The sequence below is a fragment of the Pseudomonas sp. TE50-2 genome, from assembly GCF_040813665.1.
In the GTDB taxonomy this organism is placed as follows: domain Bacteria; phylum Pseudomonadota; class Gammaproteobacteria; order Pseudomonadales; family Pseudomonadaceae; genus Aquipseudomonas; species Aquipseudomonas soli.
In genome coordinates this window covers 1118167-1132403 of the sequence record NZ_JBFNXN010000001.1, presented here as the reverse complement: position 1 = coordinate 1132403, position 14237 = coordinate 1118167, and the positions used below count along the sequence as shown (strand labels likewise).

The window sequence follows — 14237 nt, the reverse complement described above, 5'->3', positions numbered from 1 at the left end:
GTTATTCGCTGGTAAGGGCCTTGACCGGGTCGAGGCGGGCGGCCTTGCGGGCCGGCATGAAACCGAACACCACGCCAGTGATCACGGCGCAGGCAAAGGCGCCGAGGATGGCGGGCAGGGCGAAGGCCACGGCGATGTCGGCCAGCAACAGGCTGCCGCCGATGGCCAGGGCCAGGACGATGCCGGTCACGCCGCCGACCATCGACAGCATCACCGCCTCGGTGAGGAACTGGCGCAGGATGTCGCGCTGGCGCGCGCCGGTGGCCATGCGGATGCCGATCTCGCGGGTGCGTTCGCGCACGGTCATGAGCATGATGTTCATCACGCCGATGCCACCCACCAGCAGGGAGATCGCGGCAATCGCGCCGAGCATCAGCGACAGGCTGTTCTGCGTGCGGGCCTCGGCCTGGATCAGCGCGGCGTCGTTGGTCAGGACGAAGTCATTCTTGCCCTGGTGACGCTGCAGCATCAGGCGCTCGATCGCCTGCTCGGTCTCCTTCACCCGGCTGGAGTCCAGGGCGGCGATGGTGACGTACTCCGGGTCGCGGCTGCCGAACAGGCGGATGGAGGCGGCGGAGTAGGGCACCACCACGCGTTCGTCGCTGTCCTCGCTGCCGGAGCTGGCGCCTTTGCCCTGGAGCACGCCGATCACCTGGAACGGCACGTTGCCGATCAGCAGGTACTGCCCGAGCGGATTGCTGCCCGGGCCGAACATCTTGTCACGCACCTTCTGCCCGATCACGGCCACGGCGGCGCCGTTGGCTTCGTCGGCCTCGCTGTAGAAGCTGCCCTCGACCACGGGCCAGTTGAATATCTCGGGGAACCAGGTGTTGTTGCCGCCAACGTAGAACTGCTCGCCCTTGTTGCCGTGGCGCACCATGAGCTTGTCGCCGATCACCGGCATGACCCGTTTGACCTGGGGCAGTTCGCCGATGGCATCGACATCGTCGAGGGTGACGATGCCCATCAGTTCCTCGGAGGAGTGCTTGCCGTTGAGGTAGAGGATGTTCGAGCCGAATGCGGCCATCTGCGCCATGACCTGGCGCTTGCTGCCTTCGCCGACCGCGAGCATGACCACCACCGAGGCGACCCCGATGATGATGCCGAGCAGGGTCAGCGCGGTGCGGAAGCGGTTGATCCACATTACCCGCCAGGCAGCCTGCAGGGACTCGACCAGTTCGCCTTTCCAGGCGCCGCGCTGGGTGGCGCCGCGGTCCAGGCGCTGGCGCAGGTCGTCGGCCTGCAATTGCCGGGGGATGTTGGCCGATGGCTGGCTGGGCGAGTCGCTGACCACTTCGCCGTCGCGCACTTCGATGATGCGCTGGGCGCGGGCCGCGACTTCGCGGTCGTGGGTGATGAGGATGATCACATGGCCCTGGCTGGCCAGTTCGTCGAGCAGGGTCATCACCTCGGCGCCGCTGTGGCTGTCGAGGGCGCCGGTGGGCTCGTCGGCGAGGATGATGTGCCCGCCGTTCATCAGCGCCCGGGCGATCGACACCCGCTGCTGCTGGCCGCCGGACAACTGGTGCGGGCGGTTGCCGGTGCGGCTGGCCAGGCCCAGGCGCTCGAGCAGGGCGTGGGCGCGGGCATGGCGCTCGGCGGGCGGGGTGCCGGCGTAGATGGCCGGCATCTCGACGTTCTCCTGGGCCGAGCCCGAAGGGATCAGGTGATAGCCCTGGAACACGAAGCCGAAGGCTTCGCGACGCAGCCAGGCCAGCTCGTCGCTGTCCAGTTCGGCCACGTCCCGGCCTGCGAAGCGGTAGCTGCCCGAGGTGGGGCGGTCGAGGCAGCCGAGGATGTTCATCAAGGTCGATTTGCCGGAGCCCGAGGCGCCGACGATGGCGACGAACTCGCCGGGGTGGATGCTCAGGCTGATGCCGCGCAACACCTCGACCCTGGGCGAATCGACACCGCCGTAGACCTTGCGGATGTCGCACAGCTCGATCAGGGGCGTGGCCATCTCAACCCCCACTGGCGGCAGGCAGGCCGATGACCAGGCGCTCGCCTTCGTTCAGGCCTTCGAGCACCTGCACCCGCAGGCGGTCGCTCAAACCGGTGCGCACCTGGCGTGCCTCGACCTGACCCTTGCTGTTCAGCACCTGGGCCAGGCGCACGCCGTCGCCGGGGGTGTCGTCCAGCGCGGCCAGGGGCACGCTGAGCACCTGGCTGGCTTGCCCGGCGACGAAGAACACCTGGGTGGTCATCTCCGCCATCAGGGCGCCGTCGGGGTTGTCCACGTCCAGCAGCACGGTGTATTGCACCACCTTGCTGCCGGTAGTGCCGGCGGTGGCGCTGGCCGGGCTGCCACCGCCCTGGCTGGTCTGGTCCAGCGGCTTGGGCGGTACCGGCAGGATCTGGCGCACGGTGCTGGTCCAGCGGCGCTTGCCGCCGGCCAGGGTGTTGAAATAGGCGGTCATGCCCGGTTTGACCTTGCCGATGTCGGCTTCGGACACCTGGGCCCAGACGGTCATCGGCGAGAGCTTGGCGATCCGCAGTATCAGCGGGGTCTGCTGCTGGGCATTGAGGGTCTGGCCTTCGCGGGCATCCACCGCCACCACGGTACCGCTCATGGGGGCGTAGATGCGCGTGTAGCCCAGTTCTGCCTCGTCGCTGCGCAGGCTGGCCTGGGCCTGGCGGATCTGCGCCAGGTACATGTCGATGCGGGCCTGGGTCACCTTCAGTTGCGCCTGTGCCGTCTGCAGGTCTTCCTGGCGGGTGGCGCCGGCGGCGGCCAGGCCGTTCTGACGCTGGTACTGCTGCTGGGCAAGCTGGTATTGCGCACGCTGTTCGGCCAGCTGGGCCTTGAGGTTCTCGATCGAGTAACGGCCGGCATCGAGCTTGGCCTGTTGCGTGGACGGGTCGATTTCCACCAGCAACTGGCCCTGGCGCACTTCGTCACCGGCCTCCACATGCAGCTTGCGAATCTGCCCCGAGGCCTGGGCGCCGACGTCGACGTAGCGTCGCGGTTGCAGGGTGCCCAGCGCTGTGACGCTGCTTTCGATGTCGGCGCGCAGCACCGGCACGGTGCTGACCGGTGCGCCACCGAGCGGCAGGACCTGCCAGGCTACCAGGCTGCCGAGGCCGGCCAGGCCCAGGGCGCCGAACAACACTCGGCGGCGGGTATTGGATGTGCGTGTCATGCGGGCTTCCAGCCGGAGGTAGTGGCCGAGTGCCGCACGGGGCATGCGCTCGGGGGTCCCAGTTAAACGAATGTGATAGTTGGCGATTTAACGCGGGAAGGGGGTGGTCTGTGTGTTGCTGCGAATAATTATAATTTGTAAGATCGCACACTGATATTATCCAGACCCGCTGCGCCTGCCTACCAGCGCTCGAGCAGGGAGACGACAGGTGCCGTCGTGGAACATTATTATCGCGAGTTGGTGAGCTTTCTGTCCGCCCGGCTTGGCAATCGCCAGGCGGCCGAAGACGTCGCCCATGATGCCTATATCCGGGTGCTGGAGCGCACGGAAGGCGAGCGTATCGAACACCCGCGCGCGTTTCTTTATCGCACGGCGATGAACCTGGTGGTCGATCATCACCGGCGCCACCAGGTGCGTCAGGCCGAGCCGCTCGAGGTGCTCGACAGCGACGAACGCTGGCACAGCCCCGCCCCGACCCACAGCATGCAGCTCGACCAGCGTCTGGCGCTGATGCAGCAGGCCTTGGGCGAGCTGAGCGCGCCTTGTCGTGACAGTTTCCTGCTGCGCAAGCTCGAGGGCCTGTCGCACCAGCAGATCGCCGAGCGCCTGGACATTTCCCGCAGCGTCGTGGAAAAGCACATCGTCAACGCGATGAAGCACTGTCGCGTGCGCATGCGCCAGTGGGAGTCCTGAGCGGGCTGCTGGCGGATGTGAAAATTCCGTGAGCCGGCGACTTGATTTCTCACGGGTTCACGACAACTATCAATAAAGACCCCCCGTCCAGGCGTTGCGCCTGACGTTGCCGTTCCCGGCGCAGTATGGTCATGGAGCCACCGTCATTACCCCACTGCCCAGGTCCGGACGATGCCTAACAAATCCATGCGCATCCTCATCGCCGACGAGCATCCCGCCCAGCGCCTGCAGCTGGAAAGGATGCTCAATGGCCTGGGTTATTACCGGATCGCCCCTGTCGAGAGCTTCGATGACCTGCAGCGCCTGGTGCACAGTGCCTTGCAACCGTTCAACCTGCTGGTGGGCAACATCGAGCTGGCCAGCCATGCGGGGGTCGACCTGGCGCGCTTCTGCCGGGTCAGTTCGCAGATTCAGCACGCGCTGCTGTACCACTCGCCGCACCTGAAAGTGCCGGCAGTGCCGCCGAGTGATCGGCATGCGGTCAGCATCAGCCTGCCCCATGCACCCGACAGCGAGGCGCTGGAGTCTTTCATGGCGATCATCGACCTGCCGGTGCTGGTCGGGCAGTTGCCACTGCCACCGGGGCTGGCAGGGGCTTCGAACTATTCCCGGCGGCGCACCAACCTCGCGCAGACGGTGTTCTGCCGCAACTCCTGAAGCACGGGCGGCCACAGGCCCAAGGCTTTTGCTATCCTCTTGGCCTTTTGCCACGTTGCGGAAGCTGCCATGACTGCGCTCGATACCACCCGCCCGCCACGGTTCAGCCGTAGCGACCACCGGACCCTGGGGCTGGCCGCGCTGGGTGGTGCCCTGGAAATCTACGATTTCATCATCTTCGTGTTCTTTGCCCTGACGCTCAGCCAGCTGTTCTTCCCGCCCGAGATGCCGGAGTGGCTGCGCCTGCTGCAGAGCTTCGGGATCTTCGTCACCGGTTACCTGGCCAGGCCGCTGGGCGGCATCCTCATGGCCCATTTCGCCGATCACCTGGGGCGCAAGCGGGTGTTCAGCCTGAGCATCCTGATGATGGCACTGCCGTGCCTGCTGATCGGGGTGATGCCGACCTACGCCGACATCGGCTACGCCGCGCCGCTGATCCTGCTGGCGCTGCGCATACTGCAAGGGGCGGCGGTGGGCGGTGAGGTGCCCAGTGCCTGGACGTTCGTTGCCGAGCACGCGCCAGTCGGGCGTCGTGGCTATGCGCTGGGCTTCCTGCAGGCCGGGCTGACCTTCGGCTATCTGCTCGGGGCGCTGACCGCGACCTTGCTGGCGCAGCTGTTCACGCCCCAGGAAATTCTCGACTACGCCTGGCGCTATCCCTTCCTGTTGGGTGGGGTGTTCGGGGTGATCGGGGTCTGGTTGCGCCGCTGGTTGAGTGAAACGCCGGTATTCCTGGCGTTGCGCGAGCAGCGCGAGCAACCTGTGGCATTTCCGCTGCGCAGTGTGCTGAGCCGACACCGTCGAGCGTTGATTCCGGCGGCACTGCTGACCTGCGTGCTGACCTCGGCGGTGGTGGTACTGGTGGTGATCACCCCGACGGTGATGCAGCAGCGCTTCGGCATGAGCGCCGGGCATACCTTCGCGCTGAGCAGCGTGGGTATCGTCTTCCTCAATATCGGCTGTGTGCTGGCCGGTCTGCTGGTGGACCGTATGGGGGCGTGGCGGGCATTGATGATCTACAGCCTGCTGCTGCCACTGGGCATCGGCGCGTTGTACGCCAGCCTGGTGGGGCAGTGGGGCATGACCTGGCTGGCCTATGCCCTGGCCGGCCTGTGCTGTGGCGTGGTGGGGGTGGTGCCGTCCGTGATGGTCGGGCTGTTCCCGGCCGATATCCGCGTGTCGGGCATCTCCTTCACCTACAACATCGCCTATGCCCTGTGGGCCAGCACCACACCGCTTGCGCTGATCGCGCTGATGCCATGGAGCCCGTGGGTGTGTGTCGGCTTTTGTCTGATCATGGGGGTGGTCGGGCTGTTGACGGCGTTGTATTTCGGGCGTCGCGAGCCCTTGGTATTCGGTGTCGAGGCGATGCCGCTCATGTGTGGTGACAAATGAGGCGGTAGGGCGCTGGCCATGGTGGGGCAGACTTCCAGGTGAGGTTATTGGAATAACCTATTAGCTAAAAATAACCTGGAAGGTTAATTTCTCATGGAGAAGAGAACGCCGCATTGCCCTTTGGAGCGCGTGCGACTGCTGATGAGTCAAGGCAAGATCCGATCGACGCGAGCCGCGACCCAGGGCGCCCATGCGCTTGGTCTGCAACCTAGGCATATCTTTGATGCCGTTCGAGGGCTTTCGTGTTCTGATTTCTACAAAAGCATGACGACTTATCACGATCATAGGTATTGGCAGGACGTCTATCACGTTCACACTCCATTCGGCTGGGTCTATCTCAAGCTGGTGGTGGTGGACGACGTACTGGTCGTGTCTTTCAAGGAGCTTTGAAATGAAATGTCCCATGTGTGGAGGCGCAGAGCTGGTTGCCCAGGCTCAGGACATGCCCTATCGCTACAAAGGCCAAGATACGTTGATCCCCGATATATTCGGGGATTACTGCCCGGTCTGTGGCGATGCGGTGCTGGCCATGGAAGAAGCCGAGCGTCTGAGTGATCTGATGCGAGCTTTCGACCGGCAGGTCAATGCCGCCGCTGTCGACCCAGGCTTCATCGCCGCCGTTCGCCGCAAATTCGACCTTGATCAGCGTGAGGCCGGCGAGATCTTTGGCGGCGGCGTCAACGCCTTCTCCCGTTATGAAAATGGCAAGACTCGCCCGCCAGTATCATTGATCAAGCTCTTCAAGCTACTTGACCGCCATCCTGAGCTGTTTGAGGAAGTGCGCAGTGCCTGACAAGCAAAAGCCCCCAGGCCTCATGGCCAGGGGGCTTTTGCTTGTTGCCAGTGGCAGGGCCTACATGTTCGGGTAGGTTGGCCCGCCGGCGCCTTCAGGGGTGACCCAGGTAATGTTCTGGGCCGGGTCCTTGATGTCGCAGGTCTTGCAGTGCACGCAGTTCTGCGCGTTGATCTGGAAGCGCTTGTTGCCGTCTTCCTGGGTGATCACTTCATAAACGCCCGCCGGGCAGTAGCGCTGCGCCGGTTCGTCGTACAGTGGCAGGTTGCTGGCGATCGGGATGTTCGGGTCGGCCAGCTTCAGGTGGCAGGGTTGTTCCTCTTCATGGTTGGTGCTGGAGAGGAATACCGAGCTGAGCTTGTCGAAGCTGAGCTTGCCGTCGGGTTTCGGGTAGTCGATCTTTTTCGAATCCGCCGCGAGCTTCAGGCAGGCATAGTCCGGCTTGGTGTCGTGCAGGGTGAACGGCAGCTTGCCGCCGAACCAGTTCTGGTCGACGTAGTTGAACGCAGCGCCCAGGATCGGGCCGAACTTGTGCATGGCCGGGCCGAAGTTGCGGCTGGCGAACAGCTCTTCATGCAGCCAGCTGGCCTTGAACGCGCTGACGTAGCTGTTGAGCTGGTCACCGCCCTCGCTGCCGGCGATCAGTGCGTCGGCCACCGCTTCGGCGGCGAGCATGCCGGACTTCATCGCGGTGTGGCTGCCCTTGATCTTGGCGAAGTTCAGGGTGCCGAGGTCGCAGCCGATCAGCGCGCCGCCGTTGAACACCATCTTCGGCAGCGAGTTGAAGCCGCCCTTGCAGATGGCGCGGGCGCCGTAGCTGATGCGCTTGCCGCCTTCGAGGTACTGGCTGATCACCGGGTGGTGCTTGAGGCGCTGGAACTCGTCGAACGGCGACAGGTACGGGTTGGCGTAGGACAGGTCGACGATCAGGCCGACCACCACCTGGTTGTTTTCCAGGTGATAGAGGAACGAACCACCGGTATTGTCCTTGGCCATCACGTCCAGCGGCCAGCCGGCGGTGTGCACCACCAGGCCCTGTTCGTGCTTGGCCGGGTCGATCTCCCAGATTTCCTTGAGGCCGATGCCGTAGTGCTGGACGTCGGACTCGTTGTCCAGGTCGAAGCGCTTGATCAGTTGCTTGCCGATGTGGCCACGGCAGCCTTCGGCGAACAGGGTGTACTTGGCGCGCAGTTCCATGCCAGGGGTGTACAGGCCGTCCTTCGGGTTGCCTTCGCGGTCGACACCGAGGTCGCCGGTAATGATGCCGCGGACCACGCCGTTTTCGTCGAACAGCGCTTCCTGGGCGGCGAAGCCCGGATAGATCTCGACGCCGAGGTTCTCGGCCTGCTGGGCCAGCCAGCGGCACAGGTTGCCCAGCGAGATGATGTAGTTGCCCTGGTTGTGCATGGTCTTGGGCACGAACAGGTCAGGCACTTTTGTCGAGCTGCCGGCATCCTTGAGCACATAGATGTCGTCACGCTTCACTTCGGTGTTCAGCGGCGCGCCCAGTTCTTTCCAGTCGGGGAACAGTTCGTTCAGGGCGCGCGGTTCGAACACCGCGCCGGAGAGAATATGGGCGCCGACTTCGGAGCCTTTCTCGACCACGCAGACGCTGATCTCGCTACCGGCTTCGGCGGCCTTCTGCTTCAGGCGGCAGGCGGCGGACAGGCCCGCCGGGCCTGCGCCGACGATGACCACGTCGAATTCCATGTATTCGCGTTCCACAGGTTCTCTCCTACTCAAGGCTCATCGCGTTGCTTGTCTTTTATGGGTGTTCACGGTCACGTGCGGCGTTCAGGTGCTGTAGCTTCGCAGGTGATGGACTACACCGTTTTGTCTTGGCCGCGCATTATATCTACACCACTTGGCGGGTCCAATACAAACGTTTGTTTGAATTTGCCGGAGGCCCGTAAAATCACAGGTAGGCGGCTGAGGGCTGGCCAATTTGCCGTATTGACCGGATTGGGTGTTACGGTCAAGATACGAGCGCTTTCGCGTTCGCCGTAGGCTGACCGTCGGGCGCAGGTGCACCCCTAAAGACCGGGCGTAGAGCAGGGTTTGCGGGCCGAATCAGGTGTTGTAGTGGAGTCTACACGGCACCACAGGAAATGACCCGCGGGTTTTGGACCCTTAAGGTCGTAACAGGACTGATCGGTCAACTGAACTTTACTGCCGTCGACACGTTTTTAGAGGTGCCCTTGTACCCACGCGCATTCGCCGGGCAGCCCCCAGGCGACATTCTTTTCACCGGAGAGTAACGAGGAATCCATGAAGGTTCTTGTAGCTGTCAAACGAGTGGTCGACTACAACGTCAAGGTTCGCGTCAAGGCGGACAACTCCGGCGTCGACCTTGCAAACGTCAAGATGTCCATGAACCCCTTCTGCGAAATCGCCGTGGAAGAAGCCGTGCGCCTGAAAGAGAAAGGCGTGGCGAGCGAGATCGTGGTTGTTTCCGTAGGCCCGGCCACCGCCCAGGAGCAACTGCGTACTGCCCTGGCCCTGGGTGCCGATCGCGCCATCCTGGTCGAAGCCGCCGACGAGCTGAACTCCCTGGCCGTGGCCAAGGCACTGAAAGCCGTAGTCGATAAAGAGCAGCCGCAGCTGGTCATCCTCGGCAAGCAGGCGATCGACAGCGACAACAACCAGACCGGCCAGATGCTGGCCGCGCTGACCGGCTTCGCCCAAGGTACCTTCGCCTCCAAGGTCGAAGTTGCCGGCGACAAGGTCAACGTCACCCGTGAAATCGACGGTGGCCTGCAGACCGTTGCGCTGAACCTGCCAGCCATCGTCACCACCGACCTGCGCCTGAACGAGCCGCGCTACGCGTCGCTGCCGAACATCATGAAGGCCAAGAAAAAGCCGCTGGAGACCGTTACTCCAGACGCGCTGGGCGTGTCCATCGCCTCCACCAACAAGACCCTCAAGGTCGAAGCGCCTGCCGCCCGCAGCGCGGGTATCAAGGTCAAGTCGGTGGCCGAACTGGTCGAGAAGCTGAAGAACGAAGCGAAGGTAATCTAAATGACTATCCTGGTTGTCGCTGAACACGAAAACGGTGCCGTAGCTCCGGCCACCCTGAACACTGTCGCTGCCGCCGCCAAGATCGGTGGTGATATCCACGTACTGGTCGCCGGCCAGAACGTCGGTGGCGTCGCCGAGTCCGCCGCCAAGATCGCAGGTGTCGCCAAGGTGCTGGTCGCGGATAACGCCGCCTACGCCCACGCCCTGCCGGAAAACGTCGCGCCGCTGGTAGTCGAGCTGGCCAAGGGTTACAGCCATGTGTTGGCCCCGGCCACCACCAACGGCAAGAACATCCTGCCACGCGTCGCCGCGCTGCTGGACGTCGACCAGATCTCCGAGATCATCTCGGTGGAATCGGCCGACACCTTCAAGCGCCCGATCTACGCGGGTAACGCCATTGCCACTGTGCAGTCGAGCGCTGCCGTGAAGGTCATCACCGTGCGTACCACCGGCTTTGACGCCGTGGCCGCCGAAGGTGGTTCGGCTGCCGTCGAAGCCGTTGCCGCCGCCCACGACGCTGGCAAGTCGGCCTTCGTCGGCGAAGAGCTGGCCAAGTCCGACCGCCCAGAGCTGACTGCTGCCAAGATCGTCGTCTCCGGCGGCCGTGGCATGGGCAACGGTGACAACTTCAAGCACCTGTACGCCCTGGCCGACAAGCTCGGTGCCGCCGTGGGCGCCTCGCGCGCCGCGGTCGACGCCGGCTTCGTGCCGAACGACATGCAGGTCGGCCAGACCGGCAAGATCGTTGCACCACAGCTGTACATCGCCGTCGGTATCTCCGGCGCGATCCAGCACCTGGCCGGCATGAAGGACTCCAAGGTGATCGTCGCGATCAACAAGGACGAAGAGGCGCCGATCTTCCAGGTGGCCGACTACGGCCTGGTCGCTGACCTGTTCGAAGCGGTTCCAGAGCTGGAAAAGCTGGTCTGATCCGACTGCTTCACTTATAAAGAACCCGGACCGCCCCTGGCGGTCCGGGTTTTTTCATGATTTTTTTCAGGGGCGGGAGAGGGTGCATGGCGTTTCGCTGGAGCAAGGGAGGGCTGGCCTGTGTGCTGGCGTTGCTGTCGACTCAGGCCTTGGCGGTGGGTAAATGCGAGCGCCTGGTGGCCACCGGCAGCCCGGATGCGCCACCGTATTCCTGGCAAGATCCGCAGGACCCCAAGCACCTGATCGGCGCCAATGTCGACCTGCTTCGCCAAGTGGCCGCCGAGCTTGGGGTGAAGGTCGAGGTGCTGCACGCCGGCAAGCGCGAACAGGCGCTGGAGGAAGTGCGCAGCGGGCGCATGGACCTGCTGCTCGATACGCCGATGCAGGTCACCCAGCTGACCAGCCTGGACTATATCCACCCGGCCTTGCAGCTCAATGAATACCTGGTCTGGACCCGTCACGACGCGCCCCTGGTGTTCGACGGCCCGGCCGACCTTGCCCGCTACCAGGGCGCCCTGTCGGAGAAGGCCCGCCTGACACCGGCCTTCGAGGCGTTCGCCAAGGCCCAGCTCAAGCTGGAACCGGCGCAGAACCTGACGCAGGCCTTCCAGAAACTGGTGCTTGGCCAGGTCGACTATGTGCTGGCCGGGCGTTACTCGGGTATGGCCATGGCCCAGAGCTTGGGCGTGGGTAACGACCTTATCGCGCGGGGCTTGCCGGTGGACCGGCCAGGGTTGTACCTGACGGTGTCGCACAACTCGGCCTGCAACGACAGCTGGTTGCGCGGACAACTGGCGAAAAAGCTGACAGAATTGCCGATCTCCGGGGCGAGCGAAGCTGTGCTGCAGCGCAATGTCGAGCGTTGGAAGGCGCAGATGCAGGCGTCGCAGGGTGCCCCCAAACAGTAGGAAGCGTGTGTGAGAATCCAACCCTTGATGCTCGCCCTGGCCGTGCTTGGCCTGGCCGGCTGTGCCAATGACCCGGCACCCAATGAACAGCTGCGCTTGTCTGAGCAGGCGCTCGAGCAGGCCAAGGCGGTCGGTGCCACCGAGCAGGTGCCGGAGTTCAAGTTGGCCGAAGACAAACTGGCCCGCGCCAAGAGCAACATGCTCGGTGAAAGCTATCGCGACGCACGCATGCGCGCCGAGCAGGCCGAGCTTGATGCCCGCCTGGCCGAGGCGCTGGTGCTGAACCAGAAAAGCGAGGAGCAGTTGCAGGTGTTGCAATCGCGTATCAAGCGTCTGCGTAAACAGCTGGAGGTGCAGCCATGAGCCGCTTCAAGCCCATGGCCGCGTTGGCCTTGCTGGCCGTGGTGGGGTTGCAGGGCTGCGCCAGCCAGCGCAGCGAGTCGGCGCTGGACGACGCCAGCGCCGCGTTCCAGAAGGTCAAGGACAATTCCGACGTGCTGCGCAGCGCGCCCCGTGACGTGATCCGGGCCGGCGAGTCGCTGGGGCGCGCGGAGCGCCTGGCCGGTTATGTCGGCACCGGCAGCGATGTTCGCCATTACGCCTACCTCAGCCAGCGTTACAGCGAGATCGCCAGTGAGCATGCCAAGCTGGCGCTGAATCAGGAGCGACTGACCAAGCTCGACCTGGAGCGCCAGCGCCTGCAGCTGGCCCTGCGCGAGGCCAAGCTGGCGAGCGTGCAGCAGCAAGGCAAGTTCGTCGAGGCGCAGATTGTCGCGCTGGCGTCCGAGCAGACTGACCGCGGCCTGGTGATGACCCTGGGTGACGTGCTGTTCGACACAGGCCAGGCCGACCTCAAGAACTCGGCCAGCCGCACCGTGCTCAAGCTGGTGCAGTTCCTCCAGCTCAATCCGCGTCGAGTGGTGCGGATCGAGGGCTATACCGACAGCACCGGCGCGGCGGAAGAGAACCTGAAGCTGTCCCGTGATCGTGCCCAGTCGGTTGCCGACATGCTGGTTGACCTGGGCGTGGATGAAAAGCGCATCCAGGTCGAGGGCTATGGTGACCAGTACCCGGTGGAAGCCAATGCCTCGGAGCGGGGCAGGGCGCAGAATCGTCGAGTGGAGATCGTCTTCTCCGACGACAAGGGCAAGCTCGCCCCCGCACGCTGAGCCCCGCCTACGAGATCACGGCAAGTCGCATCGGCGCACCGATGCGACAGCCAATCAATGATCAACTGCCAAACAAGCATTTGTGCTTTTTCGTCTTGCTCTGCTTCTAAGCGCGCAATAGTCCAGGCGCCGCCAATTGCGACTTCAGGAGGCCGAACGCAGGGTTTGCGCAGGGAGGTGACGGGCATGGATGCCCGTCAAGCGCCGATCAGGCCATGGATGGCCCGTCGGCGCGTCCTCCCGGAGCGAGCCCGGAGTGAGGGGACCCCGAAGCGAAGCGTAGGGGCCGGATGAATGGAGCCAGCGGTTTTTGCCTTCTTTTGCCCGCTGTATGGACTTGAGACATCGCTGACACATGTGCGGGGACATGGTGGACACATTATCGCTTACCGTCGGGGTTGTTGAAGTCGATGGTTCGCAGCTTGTGCTGGCAGAAGTAAACATCAAAATGGTCAGGCCCTTGATCGCTGCGGCGGAGCGCCAACACATAGCCTGCTAGCGCCTTGGCTATCCGAAATGAGCGTTTCTTGAAGCGGAACTGACTGCTGTAGGGTTTCACCAAAATATCATCGGGACCGTATTCAACGGACGGTAGACGGCTTGGGAAAGCCCGCCTGCTCATCTGATAGCGATCTGCCGGTACTTTGTAGCCCAGTTGCTGATGAGGACGCTTGTAGTTGTAAATGCCCCGCCAGAGGTCGAAAGCTTCCTGCGCTTCTCGCAGATCCCGAAAACTGCGCCCGGTTAGTACCTCGGCCTTGAGCGTCCGGTGGAATCGCTCATCCTTACCATTGGTTTGTGGGTGGCCTGGCCTGCTGAAAGTCAGTCGAATTCCCAGGCGAACCAACCAGATACCTAGCGGTGTGAGTTCTCCGGGATTTCTTGGCGCCCCCCAGGGCGAGCCATTATCCGCGTTGATCTGCACGGGCAGCCCATACCGGCTGAACAGATCGGTCAGGTGCTCCATGACCAACCCTGTGCGCTGATGTGCGCAGGCCTGTATCACAAGGTTAAAGCGTGAGTGGTCATCAATCAGCGTCAGCGGATAACAAGGTCCCTGAGCCGTTTGGAAGAAACCTTTAAAATCGATCTGCCACAGATCATTCGGGGCTTCGCGCTCAAAGCGTGTCCATGGTTTAGCAGCCTCGGAAGCCTCCGCGGTGATCAATCCATGCCGATGCAGGACATTGGTTACGGTACTGGCACAGATGCGCTGATCAAGCAGGTGACTAATCTTTCGACCACCCCACGTGGAGTGCTCCTTACGGATGGCAATCACTTCCTCTTCTAGCCCAGGCTGAGTCTTGCGAGGGCTGACGGCCGGCTTTCGAGAGCGCTCCTGCAAGCCGAGCAAGCCGTCCTGTCGAAATCGATTGAGCCATTTGTAACCCGTCTGAGGGCTAATGCCGAACCGACGGCATAGCTCCCTCATGTTGGCGTCCGGGTGATTGGCCAGGCTAACGAACTCTTCTCTTAAGCTCATGGCGTCTCTCGCGTTCCAAGGCATGGTCGTATTCCCGGCAGATTGCTTGCC

The 14237-nt window shown here is 63.4% G+C and carries 14 protein-coding genes; 10 read left to right on the top strand and 4 right to left on the bottom strand.

The features are described 5' to 3' along the window. Position 1 precedes the first annotated feature (1 nt). Together AAHK21_RS05100 and AAHK21_RS05095 are read right to left on the bottom strand one after the other, a co-directional pair. Positions 2-1960, bottom strand: coding sequence for a MacB family efflux pump subunit (locus AAHK21_RS05100; protein ID WP_367856624.1), 1959 nt, complete (start codon positions 1958-1960; stop codon positions 2-4). 1 nt (position 1961) lies between these two features. Then, positions 1962-3140, bottom strand: coding sequence for an efflux RND transporter periplasmic adaptor subunit (locus tag AAHK21_RS05095; RefSeq protein ID WP_046856447.1), 1179 nt, complete (start codon positions 3138-3140; stop codon positions 1962-1964). A 153-nt stretch (positions 3141-3293) separates the two neighbouring features. On the opposite strand from AAHK21_RS05095, the gene AAHK21_RS05090 reads away from it, so the two are divergent. The 5 genes from AAHK21_RS05090 (at position 3294) to AAHK21_RS05070 (ending at position 6678) form a co-directional block, all read left to right on the top strand. Beyond that, positions 3294-3833 (top strand): sigma-70 family RNA polymerase sigma factor, encoded by a 540-nt coding sequence (locus tag AAHK21_RS05090; protein WP_367858958.1) that lies wholly within the window; start codon positions 3294-3296, stop codon positions 3831-3833. Between the two features lie 171 nt (positions 3834-4004). Further along, complete coding sequence (locus tag AAHK21_RS05085; protein WP_046856445.1) at positions 4005-4490, top strand: response regulator; 486 nt, start codon at positions 4005-4007, stop codon at positions 4488-4490. Between the two features lie 69 nt (positions 4491-4559). Then, positions 4560-5885 carry an MFS transporter gene (locus tag AAHK21_RS05080; protein WP_367856623.1) on the top strand — a complete coding sequence of 442 codons (1326 nt, stop codon included), beginning with the start codon at positions 4560-4562 and terminating at the stop codon, positions 5883-5885. 93 nt (positions 5886-5978) lie between these two features. After that, positions 5979-6275: a type II toxin-antitoxin system MqsR family toxin gene (locus AAHK21_RS05075; protein WP_367856622.1), complete on the top strand. Its 297-nt coding sequence runs from the start codon at positions 5979-5981 to the stop codon at positions 6273-6275. A 1-nt stretch (position 6276) separates the two neighbouring features. Beyond that, a complete protein-coding gene (locus AAHK21_RS05070) occupies positions 6277-6678 on the top strand; it encodes a type II toxin-antitoxin system MqsA family antitoxin (RefSeq protein WP_367856621.1) in 402 nt (133 codons plus the stop codon). 60 nt (positions 6679-6738) lie between these two features. On the opposite strand, the gene AAHK21_RS05065 is transcribed toward AAHK21_RS05070, so the two are convergent. Then, positions 6739-8403 carry an electron transfer flavoprotein-ubiquinone oxidoreductase gene (locus AAHK21_RS05065; protein WP_367856620.1) on the bottom strand — a complete coding sequence of 555 codons (1665 nt, stop codon included), beginning with the start codon at positions 8401-8403 and terminating at the stop codon, positions 6739-6741. 543 nt (positions 8404-8946) lie between these two features. Between AAHK21_RS05065 and AAHK21_RS05060 the strand changes: the two genes are divergently transcribed. The 5 genes from AAHK21_RS05060 to AAHK21_RS05040 all read left to right on the top strand — a co-directional run bounded on the left by AAHK21_RS05060 (position 8947) and on the right by AAHK21_RS05040 (position 12703). Next, positions 8947-9696: an electron transfer flavoprotein subunit beta/FixA family protein gene (locus tag AAHK21_RS05060; RefSeq protein ID WP_367856619.1), complete on the top strand. Its 750-nt coding sequence runs from the start codon at positions 8947-8949 to the stop codon at positions 9694-9696. Then, on the top strand, positions 9697-10626 hold the full coding sequence (locus AAHK21_RS05055; protein WP_038705728.1) for an electron transfer flavoprotein subunit alpha/FixB family protein: 930 nt from the start codon (positions 9697-9699) through the stop codon (positions 10624-10626). Between the two features lie 86 nt (positions 10627-10712). Next, positions 10713-11534: an ABC transporter substrate-binding protein gene (locus AAHK21_RS05050; RefSeq protein WP_023631442.1), complete on the top strand. Its 822-nt coding sequence runs from the start codon at positions 10713-10715 to the stop codon at positions 11532-11534. A gap of 9 nt (positions 11535-11543) precedes the next feature. Beyond that, positions 11544-11897, top strand: a complete 354-nt coding sequence (locus tag AAHK21_RS05045) for a DUF4398 domain-containing protein (RefSeq protein WP_367856618.1) — start codon at positions 11544-11546, stop codon at positions 11895-11897. Further along, positions 11894-12703 carry an OmpA family protein gene (locus tag AAHK21_RS05040; RefSeq protein WP_367856617.1) on the top strand — a complete coding sequence of 270 codons (810 nt, stop codon included), beginning with the start codon at positions 11894-11896 and terminating at the stop codon, positions 12701-12703. The genes AAHK21_RS05045 and AAHK21_RS05040 overlap by 4 nt, the downstream gene beginning before the upstream one ends. Positions 12704-13082: 379 nt before the next feature. Here the strand turns inward: AAHK21_RS05040 and AAHK21_RS05035 are convergent, their stop codons facing one another. After that, positions 13083-14210, bottom strand: coding sequence for an IS481 family transposase (locus AAHK21_RS05035; protein WP_367856616.1), 1128 nt, complete (start codon positions 14208-14210; stop codon positions 13083-13085). Between the last annotated feature and the right edge of the window lie 27 nt (positions 14211-14237).

Excerpts from the sequence above, each read along its gene's own strand:
- AAHK21_RS05055 (WP_038705728.1), top strand. The coding sequence starts at position 9,697 with ATGACTATCCTGGTTGTCGCTGAACACGAAAACGGTGCCGTAGCTCCG.
- AAHK21_RS05100 (WP_367856624.1), bottom strand. The coding sequence starts at position 1,960 with ATGGCCACGCCCCTGATCGAGCTGTGCGACATCCGCAAGGTCTACGGC.
- AAHK21_RS05060 (WP_367856619.1), top strand. The coding sequence starts at position 8,947 with ATGAAGGTTCTTGTAGCTGTCAAACGAGTGGTCGACTACAACGTCAAG.
- AAHK21_RS05050 (WP_023631442.1), top strand. The coding sequence starts at position 10,713 with ATGGCGTTTCGCTGGAGCAAGGGAGGGCTGGCCTGTGTGCTGGCGTTG.
- AAHK21_RS05080 (WP_367856623.1), top strand. The coding sequence starts at position 4,560 with ATGACTGCGCTCGATACCACCCGCCCGCCACGGTTCAGCCGTAGCGAC.
- AAHK21_RS05070 (WP_367856621.1), top strand. The coding sequence starts at position 6,277 with ATGAAATGTCCCATGTGTGGAGGCGCAGAGCTGGTTGCCCAGGCTCAG.
- AAHK21_RS05085 (WP_046856445.1), top strand. The coding sequence starts at position 4,005 with ATGCCTAACAAATCCATGCGCATCCTCATCGCCGACGAGCATCCCGCC.
- AAHK21_RS05095 (WP_046856447.1), bottom strand. The coding sequence starts at position 3,140 with ATGACACGCACATCCAATACCCGCCGCCGAGTGTTGTTCGGCGCCCTG.
- AAHK21_RS05075 (WP_367856622.1), top strand. The coding sequence starts at position 5,979 with ATGGAGAAGAGAACGCCGCATTGCCCTTTGGAGCGCGTGCGACTGCTG.
- AAHK21_RS05040 (WP_367856617.1), top strand. The coding sequence starts at position 11,894 with ATGAGCCGCTTCAAGCCCATGGCCGCGTTGGCCTTGCTGGCCGTGGTG.
- AAHK21_RS05035 (WP_367856616.1), bottom strand. The coding sequence starts at position 14,210 with ATGCCTTGGAACGCGAGAGACGCCATGAGCTTAAGAGAAGAGTTCGTT.